General features: G+C 42.1%; 21 protein-coding genes. 19 read left to right on the top strand and 2 right to left on the bottom strand.

The genetic code is table 11. The features are described 5' to 3' along the window. Positions 1-279: 279 nt before the first annotated feature. The 12 genes from RHOM_RS16050 to RHOM_RS15995 all read left to right on the top strand — a co-directional run bounded on the left by RHOM_RS16050 (position 280) and on the right by RHOM_RS15995 (position 10,598). Positions 280-810 carry a multidrug transporter gene (locus tag RHOM_RS16050; protein ID WP_005603519.1) on the top strand — a complete coding sequence of 177 codons (531 nt, stop codon included), beginning with the start codon at positions 280-282 and terminating at the stop codon, positions 808-810. 4 nt (positions 811-814) lie between these two features. Beyond that, the gene (locus RHOM_RS16045) at positions 815-1,147 is read left to right on the top strand and encodes a plasmid mobilization protein (protein WP_005603517.1); all 333 of its coding nucleotides are present in this window, start codon (positions 815-817) and stop codon (positions 1,145-1,147) included. Between the two features lie 10 nt (positions 1,148-1,157). Continuing rightward, a complete protein-coding gene (locus RHOM_RS16040; protein WP_005603515.1) occupies positions 1,158-2,582 on the top strand; it encodes a relaxase/mobilization nuclease domain-containing protein in 1,425 nt (474 codons plus the stop codon). 30 nt (positions 2,583-2,612) lie between these two features. Next, entirely contained in the window at positions 2,613-3,806 is a 1,194-nt protein-coding gene (locus RHOM_RS16035; protein WP_005603513.1) for a hypothetical protein, read from the top strand. A gap of 9 nt (positions 3,807-3,815) precedes the next feature. After that, positions 3,816-4,220: a hypothetical protein gene (locus tag RHOM_RS16030; protein WP_005603511.1), complete on the top strand. Its 405-nt coding sequence runs from the start codon at positions 3,816-3,818 to the stop codon at positions 4,218-4,220. After that, positions 4,220-5,338 carry a PcfB family protein gene (locus RHOM_RS16025; RefSeq protein ID WP_005603509.1) on the top strand — a complete coding sequence of 373 codons (1,119 nt, stop codon included), beginning with the start codon at positions 4,220-4,222 and terminating at the stop codon, positions 5,336-5,338. Before RHOM_RS16030 ends, RHOM_RS16025 begins: the two co-directional genes overlap by 1 nt. Before the next feature lie 6 nt (positions 5,339-5,344). Then, entirely contained in the window at positions 5,345-7,522 is a 2,178-nt protein-coding gene (locus tag RHOM_RS16020; RefSeq protein ID WP_009860911.1) for a VirD4-like conjugal transfer protein, CD1115 family, read from the top strand. Positions 7,523-7,612: 90 nt separating this feature from the next. Beyond that, positions 7,613-8,134 carry a hypothetical protein gene (locus RHOM_RS16015; protein ID WP_008116407.1) on the top strand — a complete coding sequence of 174 codons (522 nt, stop codon included), beginning with the start codon at positions 7,613-7,615 and terminating at the stop codon, positions 8,132-8,134. A gap of 240 nt (positions 8,135-8,374) precedes the next feature. Beyond that, a complete protein-coding gene (locus tag RHOM_RS16010; RefSeq protein WP_009860910.1) occupies positions 8,375-8,752 on the top strand; it encodes a hypothetical protein in 378 nt (125 codons plus the stop codon). 54 nt (positions 8,753-8,806) lie between these two features. Continuing rightward, positions 8,807-9,649 carry a hypothetical protein gene (locus RHOM_RS16005; protein WP_005602921.1) on the top strand — a complete coding sequence of 281 codons (843 nt, stop codon included), beginning with the start codon at positions 8,807-8,809 and terminating at the stop codon, positions 9,647-9,649. Positions 9,650-9,661: 12 nt separating this feature from the next. After that, complete coding sequence (locus RHOM_RS16000) at positions 9,662-10,072, top strand: DUF4313 domain-containing protein (RefSeq protein WP_005602919.1); 411 nt, start codon at positions 9,662-9,664, stop codon at positions 10,070-10,072. A 13-nt stretch (positions 10,073-10,085) separates the two neighbouring features. Beyond that, positions 10,086-10,598: a PrgI family protein gene (locus tag RHOM_RS15995; RefSeq protein ID WP_005602918.1), complete on the top strand. Its 513-nt coding sequence runs from the start codon at positions 10,086-10,088 to the stop codon at positions 10,596-10,598. A gap of 27 nt (positions 10,599-10,625) precedes the next feature. On the opposite strand, the gene RHOM_RS15990 is transcribed toward RHOM_RS15995, so the two are convergent. After that, the gene (locus RHOM_RS15990; protein ID WP_009860908.1) at positions 10,626-10,958 is read right to left on the bottom strand and encodes a type II toxin-antitoxin system RelE/ParE family toxin; all 333 of its coding nucleotides are present in this window, start codon (positions 10,956-10,958) and stop codon (positions 10,626-10,628) included. Next, entirely contained in the window at positions 10,955-11,218 is a 264-nt protein-coding gene (locus RHOM_RS15985) for a type II toxin-antitoxin system prevent-host-death family antitoxin (protein WP_014081285.1), read from the bottom strand. Before RHOM_RS15985 ends, RHOM_RS15990 begins: the two co-directional genes overlap by 4 nt. Positions 11,219-11,403: 185 nt before the next feature. On the opposite strand from RHOM_RS15985, the gene RHOM_RS15980 reads away from it, so the two are divergent. The 7 genes from RHOM_RS15980 (at position 11,404) to RHOM_RS15955 (ending at position 24,816) form a co-directional block, all read left to right on the top strand. Then, entirely contained in the window at positions 11,404-13,782 is a 2,379-nt protein-coding gene (locus tag RHOM_RS15980; protein WP_014081284.1) for a VirB4-like conjugal transfer ATPase, CD1110 family, read from the top strand. Between the two features lie 115 nt (positions 13,783-13,897). Further along, positions 13,898-15,805: a C40 family peptidase gene (locus RHOM_RS15975; RefSeq protein WP_044025108.1), complete on the top strand. Its 1,908-nt coding sequence runs from the start codon at positions 13,898-13,900 to the stop codon at positions 15,803-15,805. Positions 15,806-15,852: 47 nt separating this feature from the next. Continuing rightward, on the top strand, positions 15,853-16,743 hold the full coding sequence (locus RHOM_RS15970) for a hypothetical protein (protein WP_005602910.1): 891 nt from the start codon (positions 15,853-15,855) through the stop codon (positions 16,741-16,743). 29 nt (positions 16,744-16,772) lie between these two features. Next, complete coding sequence (locus RHOM_RS15965) at positions 16,773-16,991, top strand: DpnD/PcfM family protein (RefSeq protein ID WP_005602909.1); 219 nt, start codon at positions 16,773-16,775, stop codon at positions 16,989-16,991. Further along, entirely contained in the window at positions 16,988-17,356 is a 369-nt protein-coding gene (locus RHOM_RS15960) for a hypothetical protein (protein ID WP_009860904.1), read from the top strand. Before RHOM_RS15965 ends, RHOM_RS15960 begins: the two co-directional genes overlap by 4 nt. 798 nt (positions 17,357-18,154) lie before the next feature. Next, the gene (locus RHOM_RS18080; protein WP_014081282.1) at positions 18,155-18,514 is read left to right on the top strand and encodes a TnpV protein; all 360 of its coding nucleotides are present in this window, start codon (positions 18,155-18,157) and stop codon (positions 18,512-18,514) included. Positions 18,515-18,669: 155 nt separating this feature from the next. Then, positions 18,670-24,816 (top strand): helicase-related protein, encoded by a 6,147-nt coding sequence (locus tag RHOM_RS15955; protein WP_334290591.1) that lies wholly within the window; start codon positions 18,670-18,672, stop codon positions 24,814-24,816. The last annotated feature ends 6 nt before the right edge of the window (positions 24,817-24,822 follow it).

Genomic DNA, 24,822 nt, shown 5'->3' with positions numbered 1-24,822 from the left:
TTCCGATGCTGTTTTTTCCTATGAATATAAATTATAAAAAGTGGTGGCATAAAGCGGTGGTTTTTACCGGAAATGGTGGAACAAAGCGGTGGTTTTATTCAAAAGTGGTGGAACAAAGTGCCACCACTCTATATTTGGCAGGGGTATTAGGGGAATGTTCCCCTAACTAGATGGCATTAGGACAGAGATGTCTCTAATGCGTATCTAGCAGTCGCCGGGGACTTACCGGTGACTGGAGCCATAGTGAATATCTACGAAACACGGATAAGGAGGTGCAAGGTGGCAGAGAACAGGGAAATAACACTTTTTTCAGAACCAGAGGAACTGATTGCCTGGGCAGAAGTATATGATAAGCAAATCAACCCTTCGATAGAAGATGCTGCACTTCTTCTTAATTATATGGAAGGACATGATTATGCAATCGGAATGGATGCAGAGGGGAAGATGTACAGACAGGATATGGCAGAGGAAAACGGTGAGATAGAGCCATTTCCGATAGATGATGTGATTGATAAGGTGTGTGAGTGGAATTATGATCTGATACTTCACGCAGAGGCAAAGAAAGATGATCCGAAAGATTTTCAGGAATATTGCGAATTTCAGAAAAAGTATGACAGTTTAAAGGCAGATGAGAGGGTGTTAGACCGATTATTTGATAAAACCAGTCATGCAAAGGAGATTGATGCTGTTGCAACGGCACTGGTGGAAGCGTTTATCAGTAATCTGGAGGGCAAGGGTGATTTGGAAAAGGCGGCAGCCACGATAGCACAAGGAATAAAGGATTACAGTACAGATAAGAGGGGAAGGTGAGCGTATGGCAGATAAAATCCACTGTATCAGGAAAACGCTCCGTCTTATGCCGCAGGAGGCAGAAATGCTTGCAAAAAAGGCAGGGGAGAGCGGAATGTGTGAAGCAGATTATTTAAGACTGCTCATCAGCCAGAAACCGAATGATTACCCGGAAGTCAGGGAACTCTTAAAAGAGCTTATCAATGAAGTGAACCGTATTGGAATCAATATCAATCAGATCGTATTCAATAACAATGCAGGACTTTATTCCAAAGAGGATAAAACACAGCTTGTTGCCTATATGCGTAAACTGAACAAGAAAGTAAATGAGGCGGTGGTGCAGATTGGCAATCAGTAAAATCCTTAATATGAAAGATTGTGGCGGGCATTTTCACGGAAAACATTTAAAGCGGGCACTTGATTATGTGATGAACCCGGACAAAACACAGGATGGCAGACTGGTGGGTGCAATAAACTGTCAGGTCGATACCGCATTTGAGCAGATGAAGGAAACCAAGCGTAATTTTGGAAAAATTGATAAGCGTCAGGGGTATCATATCATACTTTCCTTTAAGGAAAATGAGGTAAATCCGGATACGGCATTTGAAATTACACAGAAATTTGTGGAGGAATATCTTGGTAAGTCATACGAAGCGGTGTTTGTGGTACACGATAATACAGCCCATGTTCATTCCCATATCGTATTTAACAGCGTGAGTTTTGTGGACGGTAAAAAGTACCGTTACGAAAAAGGGGACTGGGCAAAGTATATCCAGCCTATCACGAACAGGCTGTGTCAGGAATATGGACTCTCCATTATTGATGTGGATGATGAGAAAAAGGAGAGGCAGCACGAAAGCTATAAGGAATGGAGTGAGTACAGGGAGGGTAATTTTGTATGGTCCGATATGATAAAAAGAGACTTGGATGCCTGTATTTTGCAGGCGAAGGACTATGAGGAATTTCTCGAACTGCTGTCTGAAAAGGGATATCAGATAAAGCAGGGAAAACATCTGGCAATCAAGCCACAGGGTATGACAAGGTTCAGAAGGTGCAAATCTCTTGGGGATATGTATTGTGAGGAAGCAATCCGGGACAGGATTGTAAAAGAGGATATTGCGTTTTATAAGAGTAAACAGGATATACCGAAAGTTTCCATTGTAAAGTGCAGAGTTAAAAGATACCGCAGGGCAGGCTTGTCAGGACTTCAGAAAAAGCATTATGCGAAGCTGTACCGGGTGGGAAAACTCAAAAAAAGACCATACAGTCAGGTATGGAAGTACAGGGAGGATATCCGTAAAATGCACAAGCTGCAGGAACAGTATTTGTTCCTTGCAAGGCATAATATCCATTCAGCAGAAGAACTTGTGGGGACGATAGCTTCTCTTACGGATAAGAAAAAAGAGACTTCGGCAGAAAAGAGCCGGATTTATAAAGCAAGGGAAAGGAGCATGGAACTTTTTACTGCGGCTGATGAGATGGAAAACTTAAAGCCAGCAGAGCAGTCATACAGGCTTGGAGATATCTTCTTTGAAGATGAGCATAGGAAGTGGGTGGCACTGGAGCAGGAATTACAGGCACAGGGATATTCGCTTGAGGAAGTGCAGGCTTTAAGAAGACATTACAAAGAGGAGTATTCAGAAGTGTGTGCGAGAGAAAAGGTTGTATGCAGGGAACTGAATACGGGTAAGGCAATATTAAACAGCATGATCCCGGACAGTATTTCAGATGGAAGAAAGACCGAATACAACAGAGAGATTATAAGAGACAGAAAAGAGCAGCCAGTAAGATAGGCTGTTTTTTTACGCAGTTAGGAGGAGCATATGGAACAAAATCTGAATGACAAGCCGTTAAGCAATATGCAGATTGCCAGATATATTGAGTCATTGAGAAAAGAAATGAATTTCGATGATGAGGTGTACGGGCTTGTAAAAAGTGATCTTGAGGATGGACTTACGCAGGAGCAGACGGAAAAGTATTTGGATAAGAATTTTAACATCGGACAGATGAGAGTGTTATCGGAAGGTCTGCATAAGGGGATTCCGGAGGAACTTTTTAATATCCTTCACAATAATAAGCTCTCCGGCAATCAGATGAAGGTATCACTGGAATTTTATGAAAAGGGAGTTCCGGTTGAAACCATACAGGAAGCTGTGGCAAGGGGAGAGAAGCCCGTTGTGATGAGAAGATTATATGAAGAAGTTCTGGCACAGCTTTCAAAGGCTGCGGAGCAGTATACGCAGGACTCAGAGTATGTGAAAGAACTGATTGCACAGATGGAAATGGTAGTGGAGAAAATCAACTATCAGGAGGAAAGATACGATGCCCTTAATAAAAAATTATCCGATGTTGAAGTATTAAAGGAAGATAAGGAAGTCACGGAAAGGCTTGTAAAGGAAAATGAGGACAAGGATGGAATTATCAGCCATCAGCAGGATGAACTTAATAAGGCAAGCAGCACGATTGCAAGATTAAGAGATAGCATTGAGCATAAGGACAAGGAGATGGAGCGTATGAGAGACAGGATAGAATCTCTTGAGGATAAGATTATGAGTGCGGCATCTGATGATCAGAAGGTTGCGGAAAAAGAGGAAAAGGCTGGACCGTCAGAGGTTTTGGCAGCTACTGATAATAAGGAAACAGTGAAAACACTTGCAGATTCACAGGCAGTGCCACCTATGTACAATGGAATACCCGTGTATTATCAGATACCTGTTACGGACTCTGCCGGGCGTGTAATCCAGCATCTTCCAGTTGAGCGTACAGAAAGAAAATCAAATGGTGGTATTGCGGCACTTTTTGCCAGACTTTCATTTAAAAAGAAGTCAAGAGCCGACATTGTAAAGCTGGTTGCAAGCGGTGATCTTGTGCCTGCACAGCTTGTCCAGATAAAAAGTGCCATAGAAAAGGGACTGACAGAAGGGCAGCTTGTGGAACTTATCAATAATAATGTCTCAGCAGAAAAGATGAAAGAGATTATTGAGATTGCCGTGCTTGAAAACAGTATGGCAGGTTAGGAGGTACTTATGAATTTAGCAGTAGTCAATGAGGCGGTAACAGGGATGAACGGTGTAGAACACGAGTTCACGGAAGAAGAAAAAAACTTTGTGGTGCAGTTTGCTTTCCGAAGCGGCAGTAAGGAAGATACGATTTCCCTGATCGAAGCTCTGGCACATTCCACGGATAAGGTACAGTCCGAGGAGATTATGGTCACATACAGGTCAAAGTACGATATAAAGCCTGCGTGGGTGGAACAGGTCGAAAACCTGCTTGTGGCACTTGAGATGTACCGGATAGAGGAGGAAAAAGCAATCAGTCATCTGTCTGATATTTTAACAGCATATGGTATTGATGTTTCAGCAGAGGAAATCCGCAGTACAAAGGCGGAAGAAATAAGGACAACAATAAGAGAGAAAGCGGAGGTGCGATAATGGCAGAGGAAATTCAGGAAGCGGTACAGATTATCCGTGTCGCATATGACGGGATAGAGATTGCTATGAAAGTAGGCAGTGGCGGTATTGCCGCCATGCAGAAGGCAATCGACTTTTTAAAGGGGATGCTTGATTATGAAAAGTCGTTGGGAAAAACATCTATGAGAAAGCTGCTCTTAAAGGGCGGGGATTTGCAGGTATTGCAGTTTAAAACGGAAGATATGAGAAAGGTTGAGAGAATGGCAAAGAAATACGGAATCCTGTATTCGGTTCTTCCAGACTGTAACAAGACAGACGGTATGAGTGAGGTCATCTTTCATACAGAGGCAGTTCCCCGTGTGAATATGATGATACAGAAGCTGAAATTTGGCAGGATTGCCACCTTTGATGACTATCTGAAGAATGGAGATGAAAAGTCCCTCGGCAAGCTGATGGATTTTTTGAGAAAACAGCAGGGAAACGAGAAAAGCCACACGGTAGAAGGGGATAAGGTAAATTCTGCCATAGACGGACTCATTGAAAAAGTGGGAATGTTTGCTATGGAAAAACAGGCTATCAGTGTGGAGCAGGTCAAGGAGAATTTCAGCATCAATGGGGAGCAGGCAGAAAATGTAATAAAACAGCTTGAGACAATCGGGGTGCTTGGCGGCAGGAGTGAGGATGGTACACACAAGGTAATGATGGATAAGGAGGCTTTCACTAACCGGATCAGAGGGTATCAGAGCCTTGCGGACAGAATGAGGGCAATATCTGCCTCAAAAAATACGAACCTGTCAGATGTTACGATCAGTAAGAAACTTATTGCAGAAGAAAACGACCATGCAGTAAAGACCAGAGTTCCGGGAACATGGGGAAAAGATGTCAGATATGTGTGGCTGCATAAGGAGAACGTTATGGATATCCATAATGGAAAGACAATGCTCACATTCCTTGATACCAGCAAGGATTACAAACTCTATGATGAGCAGAACCGTGTGGTAACTACGAAAAAGGGAGACGAACTTTATACGCATTATGATAAGGTAGAATCATCTGTCAGGGAGCGATATGAAAAGGTTCAGAAAGAACAGAAAAAGACCACAAAGAAGAAAACGGTTACTACCAGAAAAGAGAGGTAGGAGCCTATGCAGACAACGAAGAAAAAACCGTCACTGATATTTATTTTAGTGGGTGCAGTGTTATCCGGGTATCTTGGTTATCTGATAAATGGTGCATGGACAGAAGGGATTGCCTTTAATGACTTTATGAACAGGTTCAATGAAGTGTGTGCAGTTCCTTTTGCCAATTATTACAATTCAAATACAGTAAACGCAGTAGCCATTGCATTATGTATCTATGCAATGGCTATTATTATGTATTACACCAGCCAGAGAAACTATATGCCCGGCAAAGAATATGGTACAGCAAGATTTGAAAATCCGAAGCAGGTCAATAAGATACTGGCGGATAAAGATGAGAATTTCAACCGGATACTCAGTCAGAATGTGAAGATGTCGCTGGATTTCCGAAGGCTGAAGCTCAACGGAAATATACTTATCTGCGGCGGTTCCGGAGCAGGAAAGACATTTTATGAAGTAAAACCGAATCTTATGCAGATGCCACATAGCTGTTCGTTTATCTGTACTGATCCGAAAGGAGAGATATTAAGAAGCTGCGGGCAGATGTTAAAGGATAACGGGTACAATGTAAAAGTCATCAATCTTTTGGAGATGGATAAATCAGACTGTTACAATCCATTTTCCTATATCAGAGAGGAAACTGATGTGGTGAAGCTGATTACCAATCTTATCAGTAATACCACACCAAAAGGCTCAACGCCGAGTGATCCGTTCTGGGAGAAAGCAGAAGGCTTGTTTTTACAGGCAATTTTCTATTATGTGTGGCTGGAGGTGCAGCCTGCAAAGCGAAACTTTGAGACAGTTTTGAAGCTGCTTGGAGAAGCAGAGGTTAAGGAACCGGGAAAGGCTTCAAAGCTGGATGTCCGTATGAAGTTTCTGGAGGAGAGTTCGCCGCTTGGAGCAAATCACCCTGCGGTCAAACAGTACAACAAATGTATGAGAGGTGCGGGCGATACAGTTCGTTCTATTATTATCAGTGCAAACTCAAGACTTGCATTTCTTGAAAATAAGCAGGTTTTACGACTGCTCTCCAAAGATGAGTTAAATTTGTCTGATATCGGTATTGGAGTAAATGGAGATGGGGAGACAAAGACAGCACTGTTTTGTGTAATCCCGGATAGTGATAAATCCTATAACTTCATTATCGGTATGTTATACACACAGATATTTCAGGAATTGTACTATCAGGCAGACTTTAACTGTGGTGGCAGACTGCCGATCCATGTAACCTTTATGTTAGACGAATTTGCGAATGTCGCATTGCCAGATGACTTCTGTTCGTTGTTATCGACAATGCGAAGCAGGGAGATTTCAAGTATTATCATCATTCAGAATTTCGCCCAGCTAAAGGCACTTTTCAAAGATACTTGGGAAACAATCCCCGGCAACTGCGATACTTTCATCTATCTTGGAGGCAATGAGCAGAGTACACACAAGTATGTCTCGGAGCTTTTGGGCAAGGGGACAATTGATAAAAAATCAAGCGGTGAGACAAAGGGCAGACAGGGAAGCTCATCAAGAAATTATGATGTTTTAGGCAGGGAACTGTTTACACCCGATGAGGTCAGAAAGCTGGATAATAAGAAATGTATTATTTTTATCCGTGGTTTTGATCCCATAATGGACAATAAGTATATTCCATTCCGACACCCGATGTTTAATCAGACAGCGGACGGAAAAGGAAAAGCGTATGTTCATAATACACAGGGAGCAGACCGTATCATCGGACCACCATTTGAGATTTTATCGGAAAAAGCCGTTAAGCATTATGAAAAAATGAAGGATAAGGGAGAGAATGTGTATATTGATACACTGACCTATGAGCAGTTTATGATGCTTGGAGATGCGGAACTGAACAGAAGATTTTCAATGCAGGATGAGGCAGAGCAAAAAGCAAAAATTGACAGGGAGCAGGCAAATGAGCTTGAATATGCCGATGAATCGCAGAAAGAGGAGGACTCAGACAACAGTGGAGGAGAACAGCCGGTAAGAAATCCTGAGAGGGAGAAGCCGAAGTGGGAGGATACGATCACAAACCGAATGATGCACTGGTCATACACCGCAGAGCAGAAAGAGGAAGTGAAGAAAGCACTTGCGGCAGGTGTTCCGAAAGCAACGATTCTTACTTATTTCTATCCGGAAGTGACGGTGGAGAAGATGAGTTCATATCGGAAGAATCAGTAAAGGCGTCGCATAGGCACAGGAACTGTGGTATAATGTGCCTATGCGGAATGAAAGAGTTTCGTAAATTGGGAATTGTATGGTGGTACTTTAATGGAAAAGAAAGATTTTTTGTATACAGTGATTCTAACAACAACAGTATTTGCAGCTCTTATAACATCGATAGCGAATATAATAATTTCTTTGATAAATAGTTATAGATTAAAACATATTGAAGAACAAAAAAAGTTAAATGAAATTGATAAATATCGATATAGCAGGTTGCATGAAATACTAATAAATTGGCATAAATATGATTCTGAAATCAAAGGAGAAACAGACAGTGAAATAGCATTTTATAGATTGCTTAATCAATTTATGGACGATTTGGGGCGTTATGAAATTGCAAAACCGTTACTCGATGCGGGCTATACTGAAGAATTGGAAAACAAAAAAATAGAATGTGAAAATTTACTAAATAATTTAGTTGAAGCTGAGGCACCAGATGGTACACATACAAAGGATTTTCCAATCATAAGAGAAAAATATTTTGCAAGTGGACAAGAGTTCTCGAAATTATTAAAAAATGCCATTAATAGTCAACTTGAATCATTATTAAGAAAAAGCAATATATGATAATTATAGCTTTGTCATTCTTGTAAATGACTTAATATTTAATTCACACAGCACTTTAGCCAATTATGGTTAAGGTGCTTTTTTTGTACCTTGAAAGGAGGTGGTCACAGCAAAACATATCGGGGAAAGCCCGATTTTATCATTACAACAGGCTATGCCTGATCATATAAAGTAACTTTTAACAGCCAGTTAGGGATAAACCCTGCTGGCTATTTTTTTATCGAAAAGGAGACAACCAATATGAGAAAAGAACAGATTATTACGACAACCAACAACAATCAGATGGAGGAAAAAGGTATGAAGCAGAGATTTATTCAGTTTAAGAAAAAATTTGTTCCGGCATTATCCGGAGCCGTTATGGGAGTAATGCTTATGAGCACTACCTGCTTTGCGGCAGGAGGTACTTCGGCAGTAACACAGCCGCTTGAGAACTTAAAAACGCTTGTGATCGCAGTTATCGGTGCAGTTGGAGTAATTATCCTTGCAAAGAATGTAATGGAATTTGCACAGGCATACCAGCAGCAGGATTCATCTACTATGAACTCAGCTTTAAAGGGGGTTGTGGCAGGTATTATCATGGCAGGTATTTCTACTGTACTCACTTTCTTAGGCTTCTAAGATAGGGAAAAAATAATCCCTGTTGCAATAGAAGAAAAGAGGTGAATAACAGGTATGGATATTTTTAAGCTGGGAGACAAAATACTTGCTCTCCTTGAAGCTATGTTTGGATTTTGGAACAATCAGATATCTTTGGTTTTTGCAATGCTTGGACAATCGCCCGTCAGTTTTAAGGGCGGTGGTCCGTGGGCAGTCATCGAGGGAATAGAGCCAATCTTTGTAGCGGTTGGTTCTTCCCTTGTGGTACTGTTCTTTGTTATCGGTTTCTGTTCGGAAAGTATAGATGTGAAAGATGAAATGAGGTTTGAATCAATCCTGCGTATGCTTATCCGATTAGGACTTGCAGAATGGTTTGTTGCCAATAATGTCACGATTATGAAAGCATTTTTTACTTCCATCGGAAATCTGGTAGGGCTTATTTCGGCAGGAACAACAACACAGCTTGCCATTGACAGTGCACAGGCAGATGTTATTAAGGGACTTGGATTTGGTGAAAGTCTGGTAATGCTGATCCTTACGGCACTGCTTGCAATCATCATTATTATCTGTGGTTTCTTTATCATTTACACCGTGTATTTCAGATTCTTAAAAATATTGATCATTGTGCCGCTTGGAGCAATCGCCTGCTCTACAATGGCAGGAAACAGAATGGTAAGTCATACGATGTCAACTTACTGTAAGTATTTCTTATCCTGTGTGTTTGAGGCGGTAACAATGGCACTTGCGATTGTGGTATGCAATGCATTTATCAATGCAGGGCTGCCTTCCTTTACGGGAAGTTATGCAGACTGGGCACAGACACTTATTTATCTGTGTGAAATGACATTTACCATAGCAATGACGGTTGGAAGTGTGAAGGGAGCACAGACACTTACAAGTAAGGCATTCGGATTATAGAAGGAGGCATTTATGGATAATGAAAAGAAACAGGTGACTTATAATTCCAGTTTTTCCGGGGAGACACAGGTAACACTCGATATTCAGCAGTATATGAATAACAAGGCAATGTATATCGGGCTTATGTGTAATGAAGATGGATACGATGAGCCGTTTGGTGATGTGACCGTAAATTTGTCTGTTGCTGCACCGAATTACTGCGGATATCTGAATGTGAATGATATGCCGGATATTGAGAAATTCATCACAGAAAATGAGCTTGGGGAGTTTACAGGATTTACACAGAGGAGTGGTTATTGTGAATATCCTCTTTATCTGTTCAATGTCGATAAGCTGAGAGAACTGTGTCCGGATGGAATGGATATGTATGAGGCAAATATCGGTATGGCAAGAAAGCCGGAGACAAAGGAGTTAGCAAGATAGGGGGCAGAGGACAATGGTTATTGAAATAAACAAAGATATTGACCGTTATCAGGAATCGGTGGCAATGGGACTTACAGCAAAACAGCTTGTATTTTCTATTGCCAGTGTGATAGTCGGTGGCGGTATCGTATTACTTCTTTATAGATATATTGGTCTTACGGGTTCTGCTTATGTGGCGATTCCGTGTGTAGCTCCGATAGCACTTGGAGGATTTTATTCTTTTAATGGAATGAATTTCTACGAGTATATGGGAAAGAAACTGCATTTTATGTTTGGAAATAAGGCTCTTACCTATGTATCTACTGAGGGAGAGCCGATTATCAAGGCTTTTGAAATGGAGCAGAACGGACAGGTAAAGAAGAAAGGTAAAAAAACTCAATCAGAGATTACAACATCTGAGTCAGCAGTAAAGAAACAGGAGGAATTTGAAGAAATGAAGAAAAAGACAAGAAACATGATGTTTGGACTGGCAGCCGTGTTTGTGCTGGCGGTAGCGGGTGTGGCTGCTTATAAAGCAATGCACTAAAAAGGAACCTGCATAAAAACAGATTCCTTAAATGAGGGAAAATCCCTGTCGAAGAATGGAAGTCCAGTTACTTTTCTGATAGAGAAATCGGACTATAATTACAGTCTGCTTTTCTTCATCAATCGTATAAAAGGCAAGGTAATTATTGATTATCACAAAACGAATGCCCCAGCTTGCCAGTACCGGATCATCTACCAGACGGAACTTCTGTGGCAGGTCGGCTAATGAGCCTATCTGCTCAGTCGCAGCATCTAACAGATTATCTGCGGCATCAGGATTTTTGAGGGTAAATTCGATGTAATCCGCAGCACGCATAATATCGTGTTCTGCGGTGGAAGTGATATGAACCTGATGGCTCATCGGCTGCGTCGGCTCCTGATATCAGCCATAGCTTCGGAAAATGGTCTGGTGTTGCCTGTGGCAATATCGTCCATTCCTTCCTTGATCTGGCTGTAAAGTTCAAAGCGGCTGGTCAGTTCTTCGTAGGCTTCAATGCTCATAACGGCAAGGTCGCCTTTTCCATTCTTCGTGATGAAAACTGGTTCAGGATAATTATGACAAAATGTAGAAATTTCATTGTAATTATTCCTTAAATCAGCACTTGATTTGATTGCTGGCATAAAAACACCTCCTTGTTTGATAACGAAATTATACACAAATTTTGTTATGAAGTCAATGGATATACCATTAGTGTTAGCAGGATAAACACAACTATTCATATGTATCTGACCGTGAGGTCGGGAACAAGCCCGTTGGGTGATGTTCCCGGCGGGCTTTCACAGATAAGAAAGCGAGGTTAGAGACAATGGGTTTATTTACGGACGGATTTAAGCTCTTGAAAAAGGCAAGTGAGCCTTTGTATAAGACACCGAAATCCATTCAGGAAACCATAGAGATTATGGCGGTGGCTGAAAACGGTATTTTTGAAGTAAGCAGGAATAAGTATTCCAAGTGTTACCGCTTTCAGGACATCAATTACACAACGGCAACGGAGGATGAGCAGATCGGCATTTTTGAAAGATACTGCAAATTCTTAAATTCGCTGGACTGTAATTATAAGATTACGATTAACAATAAGAACAAAAATATGGAGGATCTCCGTGATAAGGTTCTTATTACAGAAAAAAACGATGGCTTCAATAATTACCGAAGAATTTACAATGACATTATTGAGGAGAAGATTATTGAGGGCAGACAGGGGATTGAACAGGAAAGATACCTGACGATCACGATTGAGAGAAAGAACTTTGAGGAGGCAAAGGCACAGTTTGCCACACTTGAGGCAACAATACACAAGGCTTTCATTGAACTGGGGGCGGAGATTGTGCCGCTTAACGGCAATGAAAGGCTGAAAGTGCTCTATGACTATTACCATCTTGGCGATGAGGGCAGTTTTGATTTTGATATCAAAAAGGCAAAGAAGGTCGGAGCAGATTTTAAGAATGATTTATGTAATGGTATGGTGAAATATTTCCCAGACCATTTTGAGGACGAGAGTAAATACTGCAAGGCACTTTTCATTAAGAAGTATCCCAGCAGTTTATCTGACAGATTTATCAATGAGATTACTTCCCTTCCTGTCCACTCCATTACCAGTATTGATGTAGTGCCTGTGCCAAAGGATTTGACCACAAAGGTGCTTCAGAAGAAATATCTTGGTATTGAGTCGGATATTATCAAGCAGCAGAGAGTCCGTAATAAGAACAATGACTTCTCCACAGAAATCTCTTATGCAAAGAGAACGGAGAAAAAAGAGATTGAGGCAATTATGGATGATGTCCGTGAGAATGACCAGTGTCTTTTCTTTGTAGGAGTTACCATTATCCTTATGGCAGAAAGTAAGAAGGAGCTTGAGAGTGTCTGCGAAACAGTAGAAACAATCGGAAAGCGTAACAGTTGTACGATTGATACACACTACTTAAAGCAGAGGGAAGCACTCAACACGGCACTTCCGATTGGTGTAAGACAGGTGGAAACAATGCGTACCCTTCTTACCCAGTCGCTTGCGGTGCTTATGCCGTTTAATGTGCAGGAACTGAATGACAGCACAGGTAATTATTACGGTATCAACCAGATCAGTAAGAATGTAAATATCGGTAACAGAAAGAAGCTCATCAACGGAAATGGCTTTGTATTCGGAGTGCCGGGTTCCGGCAAATCATTCTTCTGTAAGATGGAAATGGGCAGCGTATTCTTGTCGGGAGATGATGAGATTATCGTCATTGATCCGATGAACGAATATTTTGATATTGCACAGACTTATGGTGGAACCGTGGTAAATATGTCCATATACACGGACAATTATGTAAATCCGCTTGAGATGGATGTGTGGAGTCTTGATCCGAATGATTCAAAGGGAATGATAAGGGAAAAAGGGGAATTTATGCTTGGTCTTTGTGAGCAGTGTATCGGGGACAGCTTAAATTCCAGACAGAAATCAATCATTGACCGCTGCGTGAGAAAGATGTATATCGACATTGCAAGGGGCAGGGAAAAGTATATTCCGGTAATGAGTGACTTCTACGATATCCTTATGGAACAGCCGGAGGACGAAGCAAAGGATATCGCATTGTCTTTGGAACTTTTTGTAAATGGTTCCCTCAATATCTTTAACCACCAGACAAATGTTGATGTAGATAACCGATTCACGGTATATGGTATCAGGGACTTAGGCACGGAGCTTAGTCCTATCACAATGCTTGTTATGATGGAGTCTATTCAAAACAGAATTGTAGAAAACGGGCAGAAGGGCAAGGCAACCTGGCTCTATATTGATGAGTTCCATGTCCTGCTTAATTCGGAGTATTCTGCAAAATATTTACAGCAGCTCTGGAAGAAGGTGAGGAAACAAGGTGGACTGTGCACGGGTATCACCCAGAACGTCGTGGACCTTTTACAGAACTACACCGCCACTACAATGCTTGCAAACTCTGAGTTTGTTGCACTCTTAAAGCAGGCGAATACAGACAGTTCCAAGATGGCAGAGGTTATCGGTGTATCAGAGGCACAGCTTCGTTTCGTAACCAATACTGCATCGGGAATGGGACTTATCAAGTGTGGTTCCGTGGTAATTCCGTTTGATAACCAGATCAGCAAGGACACTGACCTTTACAGACTGTATAACACCAATATCCACGAAAAGATTGCGGAGCAGAAGAAAAGGGAGGCAAAATTTGCTGATTAGAATTGCAATGTATCAGCCATTTGGACTAAGTTCCGGATGGCTACTTTTTTACCTTTTTTAAGGATACAGAAAGAAGGTGGGAACATTGAAGATAAAAAAAGTGGATGACAAGCCTATGGTCATTCACACTAAGAAAAAAGCTAAGATTCATATGCATGAACCGAAGAAGGCTAAAATTAAGGGCAGTAACATTTACACCGTACAGCGTGGTCCGAAAATTGCCAGTGCAAAGATAAATGATACAGGTAAAAAGAAGTCTTATCGTAAGAGTACCATTCATCAGGCAGAGAAGAAAGAAAAGGAACCTTCAAAATTTAAGAGAAATATACGGGAGTCCAATACTTCTATCAAGACGAAGAATACCAATCTTCATATAGCAGGAAGAACGGGAGCACTTGCGGCTGGAGCAGTTACAGAGCAGGTGGAAGGCGGGCAGGAAGTGTCACAGGCAGCTTATCTTGCATATGAAGTAAGCCGTCCGGTTACGGGAACTGCTTCAAGGGGAGCGTCACTTTTCAGAAAGAAAGCGGCAGCCGAAGCAAAGAGGCGTATCAAGAAGGTAGAAACAGGAAAGAAACTGGCAAAAAAGATGGGAAAGAAAGCTGCCAGTGATACGGCAAAAAAGGTTGCCGGTGACACGACAAAGACAGCAGCGAAAGAAACTGCTAAGAACACTGCAAAAGAAACTGCCAAAACTACGGCAAAAGCGGCAACCACAGCGGCAGGTACAGCGGTTGCACCGGGAGCAGGTACAGCAGTCGGCATGGCGGCAGGCTATGCCACAGGTGTATCTATTGAGGCGAAGGATGTGAAAGCAGCGAACCGTAGCAGAAAGATTAAATTTTTTCTGGATAAGATGAAAGAACAGGAAAATCAGACGGACAGTGTTGTAAAACTGGTAAAAGATCTGATTGTAAAAAAGGCAGTTCTCTGGATAAAGGCGGCAGCTCCGATTATCGGACTTGTACTTTTGCTGTTGGTTCTTTTAGTGGTAATCGTTGCAGTTCCGGTTATTGCTGTGATAGCGATTCTTTATAATTCACCATTTGCCTTATTTTTACCGCCGCTGGAGTCAGGAGATACAGTGCAGACAGTTACAAGTGCTTATGTGTCTGAATTTAACCGTGATGTGAATACCAAAGTGAATGAACATACCGGATATGACTTTGGCGAACTGGTGTATGTAGATTATGAGGGAATGGATGAAAATCCAAGTAACTACTACGACATTATGGCGGTCTACATGGTCAAGTATGGTGTAGGCGATACTGCAACAATTATGAATGATATATCAAAGGGGTGGTTGCAGACTGTAGTAAATGATATGTGTTCTTATACTACAAGTAGTGGAACAAAAGATGTGGAGGAAACAGACGCAGATGGCAATGTAACAACTGTTACGAAGTCGGTACTGTATGTAAATGTTACGCTCAAATCATACAGAGATATGATTTCTGTTTATGGATTTAATTCTGATCAGGTAGAAATGCTTGAGCAGATCATGAGTCCGGAGTTTATGGGACAGCTTGGATATGCCGGAAGTGGAAGCGGTGGAGGCGGTGGAAGCCCCGGAGTAAGTTCCATGACAGAGGATGAAATAAATGCAATCCTCAGTGGTATTACAGATAGCAGGCAGAAAGCAGTCTGCTCTTATGCCCTTCACAGAGTGGGTTATCCTTACAGTCAGGAATTAAGAGATAGTGGCAATTATTATGATTGCAGTTCACTTGCGTATTATTCATGGAAGGATGCAGATGTGAATATCAGTTATGGAGGAGCAACTACAGCAGCGGCAGAAGCACAGGGACTTGATGAAGCAGGAAAGACCGTATCTTATGATGAAATGCAGCCTGGTGATCTTATCTTTTACAGTTTCACAAACAACGGAAGATATAAGAATATCAGCCATGTGGCAGTATATGTCGGCAATGGCAAGGTGGTAGAAGCCCTGAATGAAAGAGTTGGCGTAGTTTACCGTGATGTGGCAAGTGTTGGAAAGATTGTAGTAATTGGCAGACCATAGAAAATTGGCAGAGAGGGCGAAAGTCCTCTCTGGGACAGGAGGTAAGAATGGATTTAAAGGATATGATTCTTGTAATGGAGAATTATAAGGGAACAGAAAGAAATATGCTTATGACTTTGGAAGATTATAAGAAGTTCGTTGCCATTGATGATATGTCAGAGCTTGCAGATCAGATGCTGCTTCTTGGAAGAACGCTTGCGGAAGGTTTTACAGAGTATTACAGGGCAGCAAATGTTACAGTTTTTGCAAAATTCTGTAGAGATGATGTGGAACTGGGACGCTTTTTGCAAGGATATTATAATGATTCAAAGAAATTTTACTTTGATAAGGCAACAAGTTCCCCAGAGTGTATTACAAAGATGGATGAGATTGGAATGACGGATAGAGGCTGGATAGATGACTTTATCCTGCATTATGAAAAATGCGACAGGACATTTGAAAGAGGGCAGACATTTCATAATTTTAATGACCACGATTATATGGTACTTGAAGCATTATCTCCACGCAATCTTGTGGTAATGGATATGAAAAGCGGCTCTCTCACGATTGCTCTTGGAGCAACAGAGTATAAGCGATATCCGAAAGACGAGGAGCCAACTAAGGATAACACAGCGATTGGGGTATCGTGGGAGCACGGGATTTATCTTGGTTCCACACTTTCGCAGACCAACTTTAAGGCATATAAAAGAGAATACGGGACACCTGAAAAGATAAAAGATGTTTATGATTACAGGGCGAAACTCAAGCAGAAGTTTTATTTTTATCAGGATTTGTCAAAGGATGATGATATTCCAAAAAATATGCAGAATGATTTCCTGCACCAGATGTATAAGGAATTTGGAACGATAGAGGAGGAATATTTTTATGACAGGCTTGAAGATGGAAAGTATGATGAAGGTTTTAAGGAAAGACAGGTAAAAGAAAAAAAGAGCCGATGAGGAAAAATGGAATTGGAGGCTGATATCGAATGGAAAAAGAATTTGATATTGAGATAAAAGAAGTTCTCTCAAGGGTAGAGACAGTAAAGGCAGAGTCACTTGACGATGCCATAAACAAGGCAATGGATATGTATTATTCAGAACAGATAGTCCTTGATGCGGAGGATATGAAGGGAGTTGATTTTTCGCCATACAGCGAAGAACAGCTCCCTTCTTCATTAAAGGAAAATGGAGGAAAGACACGATGAAAAATGAGCAGACAGCAGTTATTAAGGATATGGAATTTTTATTAAACGAACTTCATAAGGAATGGGAAAGACCGGGAGAGGTAAAATCGTCTGTCAGTATTCCATATGAGAAAGTTGAGGAAATCAGCAGAAAGCTGAATGTGATTGTCTATGAGACACAGCAGTCGGCTGACAGCGACGGACTTGCCTTTAAGCAGAGCATAGCCAAGTCAAAGCAGTGTTATGTGCTTCTCAGGATTATGCGAAAGATTGTAAAAGGAAAGGGCAAATGTGATGGACAGGCGGTTGATGCAGAATTTGTGATTGAGCTTGACGGGGAGGAGTCAAAGCTCTTTAAGGAAATGTTTGCAGAATTACTGAAGTAAAAGGAGGGTGACACATGAGTGTTGATATGAAGGTCAAAGCGATATATGATTCAGAAATCAGCAACATCACCCGTTCTGAAAAGAACTGGAAAGATGTATTAAAAGTTGCTGGTCAGTTATATCGCTATGAATTTGATAATATCGTTATGGTAACAGCTCAGAGATCACCGGAGAAAAGTACCCTTATGGCAGATTATGACACTTGGAAGAAAGTGGGAAGATATGTAAAGCGTGGAGCAAAGGGCTGTGCTATCTTCCCCTCAAGGGCACTTAATCCCCGTATGAGATATATTTTCGATATCAGTGATACAGGCGGAAAGAATGTGAAGCTGACTTGGGATCTGGAGGGGGAAAACCTGAAAAGTTATGCAGACTTTCTGGTATCGGAAGGACAGATGGAGCGGTATAAAAGCGATGACAGGGAATCACTAAAAAATACGCTAAAACAGTTTACAGGAACAAATGTTTGGAATATAATAAAAGAGGAGTTCGGGGATAGAATGTCCGAACTAATGCAGCTATCAGGTAGTGTGATAAAGGAATTCAACGAAAAACGCAAGGGCTTACAGCAGGATAGCGATATGGAGCAGTTAGTATATTCCAGTGTTATGTATGCTGTAGGGACGAGATGTGGATTTGACTTATCTGTGCAAGAACAGGATTTCAGTCAGATTGTAAATATCAAAGATGAGGAGATAGTTTACCGTCTTGGTTCCCTTGTATGCGATGTCTCCTGTAGTGTTCTTAGAGAATTTAGTAGGAATTTACAAACGATTGAGAGCGAAAGGAGAATATCATATGTTAGAAGCAATGACTTACAAGGAAGTGGACGGACTGCTGTATCCGGAGCTGACAATGCCGGACGAGACAGAGGATTTAACGAAGCTGGGCAGATACGGGAGAATGGCAATGAAGTATCTTCTGGAGAACGAACCGGCAAGGTACAAGACACTGATGAGATTCGGGAAGATGTACGAGAAGATGTCGGCAGTAGAGGAGGAAGCAAACCAGCTTTACGATCAGTTGGAGGAACAGTATCTAATGAAGCACAAGCCACAGAATCCGTCATCGACAATGGAGATGTGGAAGATAAGAGAGCAGGCGAAGATGCAGGCAGAGGAAGTAGTGCTCCACCAGATCGTGATGAAGTTTCATTAGAAACACAGGAAGAATTAAATAGAGAGCTTGATGAGATTAACTCATTGGGTGTCAGTAAGGAAGCCGAATATACACAGGCTTCCTTTTTTTTCGACCAAAACGGGCAGGCAAGTTTTGGTGTGAAGCAGCCGGAGAAAACCAGACACAATGAATTTATGCGTCAGTTCGAGGAGGATAAAAAGGCTGCCCTTGCCAGAAAATATAATTACCTTAATCCAAAGAAAGCAGAGAGTGTACCAAGTGAGTATGTAAAAGAGATACTTATGAAAGGAACTGGCTTTGTCGGTGGAAAAGGCAGGGTGTGTGAAATCTATCAGACAGAGATAGACGCAGGAACCAGAGCAAAGCGTATCAAGGCAGAATATGGTCAGGGGGGTGCAAGCTGGCCGCTTGACGGTCTAGGCTTGCACGGGTATGACACATTTCACGGTTCGGGACTTCGTATCCAATGGAAAGATGAAGATGGAGAAGTAGAAGGATACGTTTCGTGGAAGAATGTCGAAAAGGAAATCGGTGTACTTATCCTTACCGGAGAATACCAGTCGGAGACACCTCGTATTGATGAGCTTGCAATGGACGGACTTCGTGAAGATGATGAAGTCATTGACGCAGAGTACCGTGAAGTTGATACGCAGGAGGAGAAATCAGAAATTGATGATTATGCTATTCCTGATGAGCCTGACAGTTATGCTGTAAACAGAAAGGCGGCTGAGTTACGGTATATCAAGCCGATTGATTATGCTGACCGTGTAGCTGCAATGGATAAAGATTTAAGAGATGCCATTGAGATACTTGTGTCAGAATGTAGCTGTTACACACCATTCCGTGCTTTCCTTATGGATGTGGTGCAATCGGATTTTGCATTTATGCCGAATAAGCTGGAACTGATCTGTGAGATAGCGATGGGAAATGTTCAGGGTGAGAGAAAGGCATATTGCAATAATCAGTATGGACTCACAGAATACACTTTAAGCAGTGCAGATGTGAAAGTAAGCTACAAAAACAGAAATGGAGAGAGGGCAGGGGATACCGTATCATGGCGTGAGGTATATGAAATCTTATCCTATATGGTAAAACAGCCATTGTACTGTGGAGAGGACCAGAAGGCAATCTATCAGACCATAAAAAATAAGATTGACAGGGAAAAGATGAATCCTGTTTATCGCAAGTTCTTTGATATTGAGGACAGTGTGAGAGAAAGCCGTCTTAAAACCAGAGAACGGGCGATTGCATATGGCTTGAATACCAAGATTGACACGGATGGTCGTATAATTTCTGATGAGGATAAGAATGTATCGGCAGATATTCCACAGAAGGATACCGAACCACAGGAGGCTGCCCCTGAAACACCTGCACAGGAAGTATTACCGCCAGTGGAAGGTCTGCGTGGAAAAGAAAAAACACAAGACCAGACAAAACTCAATTTCCACTATAACCTGTGGGAAACAGAAAAGGGCGGTGCAAAGACCAGATACCAGTGGAACATTGACGCAATCCGTACACTAAAGCAGATTGAAGCAGAAAACAGACTTGCCAGACCAAAGGAGCAGACAGTTTTATCAAAGTTTGTCGGCTGGGGTGGCTTGTCACAGGCATTTGATGAGAATAATGCTGCGTGGAGCAAAGAGTATGCAGAACTGAAAGAGCTTCTTTCCGATGAGGAATACAGTGCGGCAAGAGCAACTGTAAATAATGCCTTTTACACTTCGCCGGAGATTGCAACGTGTATCAATTCAGCCCTTGTGCAGTTTGGGTTTAAAGGCGGAAATGTCTTGGAGCCGTCTATGGGTATCGGTAATTTCTTCGGAAGTATGCCAGCACCAATGCAGCAAAGCAGGCTGTACGGAGTGGAGCTGGACAGCATATCGGGAAGAATAGCAAAACAGCTTTACCAGAATGCCAATATCAGTATTACAGGATTTGAAAACACCACATATCCGGATAACTTCTTTGATGTTGTTATGGGAAATGTGCCATTTGGAGATTATAAGATATTCGATCCAAAGTACAACAAGTATAACTTCCGTATTCACGATTATTTTCTGGCAAAAGCACTCGATCAGGCAAGACCGGGAGGTATGGTTGCAGTGATTACCACAAAGGGAACACTGGATAAGAGCAATCCGACTATACGAAAGTATCTGGCTGAGAGGGCAGAACTTGTGGGAGCAATCCGACTTCCGAATACTGCATTTAAGGATAATGCAGGAACTGAGGTGACTGCGGACATTCTTTTTTTACAGAAAAGAGAGCGAAAAATTGATATAGAGCCTGACTGGGTACATCTTGGTGTCACAGGTGATGGCATAGCAGTCAATTCCTATTTTGCAGAGCACCCGGAGATGATGCTTGGTACAATGCAGTATGATACAAGGATGTTCGGACAGGACAGCAAATATACCGTCTGTGTGAATAATGATGAGAACTTCAATCTGTATGAAGCACTCAATATGGCAATCAGTAACATCAAAGCACAGATGACAGATTTTGAGAGACTGGCAGAGAATGAGGAACAGACAGAGGAAGTCATTCCCGCTGATCCGGATGTCAGAAATTATACTTACACATTCTTTGAAGGAAAACTTTACTACAGGGAAAATTCAGAGATGGTAAGGCAGAAAGTATCACCGACAGCGGAGGGGCGTATTAAGAGCCTTGATGAAATCAGACAGATAACAAGAGAGCTGATTGATATCCAGATGGAGGGCTGTAGTGATGAGGAGCTTGCAGACAAACAGCAGCTTTTGAATGTAAAATATGATAAATTCGTTGGAAAGTATGGAGCAATCACTTCCAAAGCAAACCGTACAGCGTTCAGGGATGACAGCGATTATCCGCTTCTTTGCAGTCTTGAAGAAGTAAATGAGGACGGGGAGGTGAAGAAGGCTGATATGTTTTATAAGCAGACGATTAAAGCAAAGTCCGTGGTGGACAGGGTAGAAACTGCAGTTGAGGCTCTTAATGTATCGGTCAATGAGTTTGGATATGTAAATATTCCTTATATGCTCTCCATTTATGAAACAGACAGGGATACTCTCATAAAGGAACTCGATGGAATTATTTTTCTTAATCCTGACCGTTACAATGAAAATAACCCGGACGCAGGCTGGGAGACAGCAGATGAATATCTGTCAGGCAATGTAAGGGATAAGCTGCGTGTTGCAAAGGCAATGGCGGCGGATACCGATAATCCGCAGGCAGAAAGATTTGCCGCCAATGCCGCAGCCTTAGAGAAAGTTCAGCCGGAATGGATTGAAGCCTCGGATATAGATGTAAAGATTGGTACAACTTGGATTGAACCGCTTGATTATGAACAGTTTATCTATGAGCTGCTTAATACACCAAAAAGGGCAAGGGCAATCAGAACGGAGTATTATAATTCCGGTATTCAGGTACACTTGAATAAAATGAGTATGGAATGGTTCATTGAGAACAAAAGTATGGATAAACATTCCGTGGCGGCAACGAAAACTTATGGTACAAGCAGAATGGACGCTTATTCTATTTTTGAGGATACCCTGAACTTAAAAACGGTCACTGTCAGGGACAGGATTGATGATGGTGAGGGCAAGTACCATTATGAAGTCAACAAAAATGAGACAATGCTTGCAAGGGAAAAGCAAAATATGATCAAGGAGAAGTTCAAGGAATGGTTATTTGCAGAACCGGAACGCCGACAGAAGTATGTGGAATATTATAATGAAACCTTCAATAATATCCGCCTGCGTGAGTATGACGGAAGCCATTTGCAATTTCCGGGAATGAACCCTGAGATTGAATTAAAACCGCACCAGAAAAATGCGGTGGCACGAATCCTTATGGGAGGAAATACTCTGCTTGCCCACTGCGTCGGAGCCGGAAAGTCGTTTGAAATGATGGCTGCGTGTATGGAACAGAAAAGGCTCGGACTTTCCAATAAGACAATTATGGTAGTGCCAAAGCCGCTTATCGGGCAGACAGCAAGTGAATTTTTAAGGCTTTACCCGTCAGCAAACATCTTGGTTGCAACGGAGCGTGATTTTGAAAAGAGCCGAAGAAAGCAGTTTGTATCAAGGATTGCGACAGGCGATTATGACTGCATCATTATGTCGCACTCGCAATTTGAGAAAATTCCAATTTCGGCAGAGAGAAAGGAGCGAATGCTTAATGAACAGATAAATGAGATCACCTATGCGATTGATGATATGAAGGAGCGGAACGGGGAACGCTGGACCGTAAAGCAGATGGAAAGCCAGAAGAAAAAGCTGGAGGAACAGCTTAAATCCCTGACCGATGAGAGCAGGAAAGATGACCTCATTACCTTTGAGGAGCTGGGTGTTGACTCTATTATGGTAGACGAAGCACACAATTTTAAGAACCTTGCCATTTTTTCAAAGATGAATAATGTGTCGGGAATCAGCAGTAGTGGGGCTAAGAAGTCAACGGATATGCAGCTTAAATGCCAGTATTTATCAGAGATAAATGATGGCAGGGGCATTGTATTTGCTACCGGAACACCGATAAGCAACACGATGTGTGAGATGTATGTTATGCAGCTTTATTTGCAGAAATCGGCACTTGAGGAGATGGGAATTCATCATTTCGACTCGTGGGCGGCTAACTTTGGAGAAGTAACAACGGCACTGGAGCTTACGGTTGAGGGCAGTGGTTTCCGTTTCAAGAGCAGGTTCAATAAGTTTACCAATCTGCCGGAGCTTATGAACATCTTCCGTGAGGTTGCCGATGTGCAGACAGCGGATATGCTTGACCTTGATGTGCCAGCTCTGCGTGGCGGCAAGCCTATCATCGTGGAGTCGGAGCCGGACTGGTATGTGAAGCAGGTAATGGAAGAATTTGTTGTAAGAGCAGAAAGGATAAGGGGCGGGGGTGTTGATCCAAGTGTTGACAACTTCTTAAAGATTACGCACGAAGCAAGACTTCTTGGAACAGACGCAAGACTGATTGATAAGGACGCACCGAACAACCCGGACGGAAAGCTCAATAAGGTAGCGGAAAATGTCTGGAAAGAATATGTAAAAGGAAATGCTGATGGTCATATAGGCTGTCAGCTTATTTTTTCAGATATTGGAACACCGGGACCGGACAAGGACTTTACGATTTATGATTATCTGAAGGAGTCACTTATCAAGTATGGTATCCCTGCGGAGGAGATAGCATTTATTCACGATGCAAAAACAGACGCACAGAGGGATGCACTCTTTAAGGAAATGAGGACAGGTAAGAAAAAAGTCCTTATCGGTTCGACAGATAAGTGCGGAACCGGAGTTAATGTACAGACACACCTTGTTGCAATGCACCATGTCGATTGCCCGTGGAAGCCTTCTTCTATTGAACAGAGGGAAGGCAGAGGTATCCGACAGGGAAATAAAAACGATGAGGTGGCAATCTACCGATATGTTACAAAACAAACCTTTGATGCATACAACTGGTCACTTGTGGAAAACAAGCAGCGTTTCATCAGTCAGGTTATGACAAGCAAGGCAGTGAGCCGAAGCTGTGAGGACATTGATGAGGCAACACTTTCTTATGCGGAGATTAAGGCGGTTGCTACAGGCAACCCTTTAATCAGGGAAAAGATGGAGGTTGACAATGATGTCCAGAGATTAAAGCTCTTAAAGGCGTCTTATGATAATCAGAGATACGGATTGCAGGATAATTTTATGATCAAGTATCCAAAACTCATCAAAACTGCGACAGAGAAACTTGCCAATGTCAGGGAGGATATAAAGGCAAGGGATAAGGAATTGATTGATAACCCGGATTTTGCCATTACCATAGGCAATGCAACTTATACAGAGCGAGTGGATGGTGGAACCGTAATGCTTGAAGCAATCAGCAAATGTAAGACAGGCGAAACCACTCCAGTCGGTAAGTTTCACGGCTTTGAGCTTCTGGTGGAAAAGAATTTCCTCAGTATCAACTATATGGTGCTTCGTGGAAAGACGGAATACAAGGCAGAACTTTCCACAAGTCCGGTGGGAAGTATGGTAAAGCTGGAGAACCTGTTCAACGGACTTCACGAAAATGTTGATTTTCTGGAAAAGAAGATTGAACAGTACCAAAATGATCTTGAGGCTTCAAAGGCGGAGTATGACAAGCCGTTTGCATATAGTGCAGAACTGGAAGAAAAACTTGCAAGGCAGTATGAATTAAATGCCCAGCTTGACCTTGAGAATGCAAAAGCTATGGACGCAGATCTTGGCGGACTGGACGAAGAAAAGTCTGAGGACAGAATAGAAAATGCGGGTATTGTTGCAGAGGATAAGGGAATCTATATGCCAGACAGAAACAGGAAAAGATAGGAGTGA

It is taken from the genome of Roseburia hominis A2-183 (assembly GCF_000225345.1).
Taxonomy (GTDB): domain Bacteria; phylum Bacillota; class Clostridia; order Lachnospirales; family Lachnospiraceae; genus Roseburia; species Roseburia hominis.
This window is presented reverse-complemented; position numbering and strand designations above follow the sequence as displayed.

Bases quoted from the DNA above. Each gene is read 5' to 3' on its own strand.
- RHOM_RS16045 (WP_005603517.1), top strand. From the start codon at position 815: ATGGCAGATAAAATCCACTGTATCAGGAAAACGCTCCGTCTTATGCCG.
- RHOM_RS16040 (WP_005603515.1), top strand. From the start codon at position 1,158: ATGAAAGATTGTGGCGGGCATTTTCACGGAAAACATTTAAAGCGGGCA.
- RHOM_RS16035 (WP_005603513.1), top strand. From the start codon at position 2,613: ATGGAACAAAATCTGAATGACAAGCCGTTAAGCAATATGCAGATTGCC.
- RHOM_RS16030 (WP_005603511.1), top strand. From the start codon at position 3,816: ATGAATTTAGCAGTAGTCAATGAGGCGGTAACAGGGATGAACGGTGTA.
- RHOM_RS16025 (WP_005603509.1), top strand. From the start codon at position 4,220: ATGGCAGAGGAAATTCAGGAAGCGGTACAGATTATCCGTGTCGCATAT.
- RHOM_RS16020 (WP_009860911.1), top strand. From the start codon at position 5,345: ATGCAGACAACGAAGAAAAAACCGTCACTGATATTTATTTTAGTGGGT.
- RHOM_RS16015 (WP_008116407.1), top strand. From the start codon at position 7,613: ATGGAAAAGAAAGATTTTTTGTATACAGTGATTCTAACAACAACAGTA.
- RHOM_RS16010 (WP_009860910.1), top strand. From the start codon at position 8,375: ATGAGAAAAGAACAGATTATTACGACAACCAACAACAATCAGATGGAG.
- RHOM_RS16005 (WP_005602921.1), top strand. From the start codon at position 8,807: ATGGATATTTTTAAGCTGGGAGACAAAATACTTGCTCTCCTTGAAGCT.
- RHOM_RS16000 (WP_005602919.1), top strand. From the start codon at position 9,662: ATGGATAATGAAAAGAAACAGGTGACTTATAATTCCAGTTTTTCCGGG.
- RHOM_RS15995 (WP_005602918.1), top strand. From the start codon at position 10,086: ATGGTTATTGAAATAAACAAAGATATTGACCGTTATCAGGAATCGGTG.
- RHOM_RS15990 (WP_009860908.1), bottom strand. From the start codon at position 10,958: ATGAGCCATCAGGTTCATATCACTTCCACCGCAGAACACGATATTATG.
- RHOM_RS15985 (WP_014081285.1), bottom strand. From the start codon at position 11,218: ATGCCAGCAATCAAATCAAGTGCTGATTTAAGGAATAATTACAATGAA.
- RHOM_RS15980 (WP_014081284.1), top strand. From the start codon at position 11,404: ATGGGTTTATTTACGGACGGATTTAAGCTCTTGAAAAAGGCAAGTGAG.
- RHOM_RS15975 (WP_044025108.1), top strand. From the start codon at position 13,898: ATGGTCATTCACACTAAGAAAAAAGCTAAGATTCATATGCATGAACCG.
- RHOM_RS15970 (WP_005602910.1), top strand. From the start codon at position 15,853: ATGGATTTAAAGGATATGATTCTTGTAATGGAGAATTATAAGGGAACA.
- RHOM_RS15965 (WP_005602909.1), top strand. From the start codon at position 16,773: ATGGAAAAAGAATTTGATATTGAGATAAAAGAAGTTCTCTCAAGGGTA.
- RHOM_RS15960 (WP_009860904.1), top strand. From the start codon at position 16,988: ATGAAAAATGAGCAGACAGCAGTTATTAAGGATATGGAATTTTTATTA.
- RHOM_RS18080 (WP_014081282.1), top strand. From the start codon at position 18,155: ATGTTAGAAGCAATGACTTACAAGGAAGTGGACGGACTGCTGTATCCG.
- RHOM_RS15955 (WP_334290591.1), top strand. From the start codon at position 18,670: ATGCGTCAGTTCGAGGAGGATAAAAAGGCTGCCCTTGCCAGAAAATAT.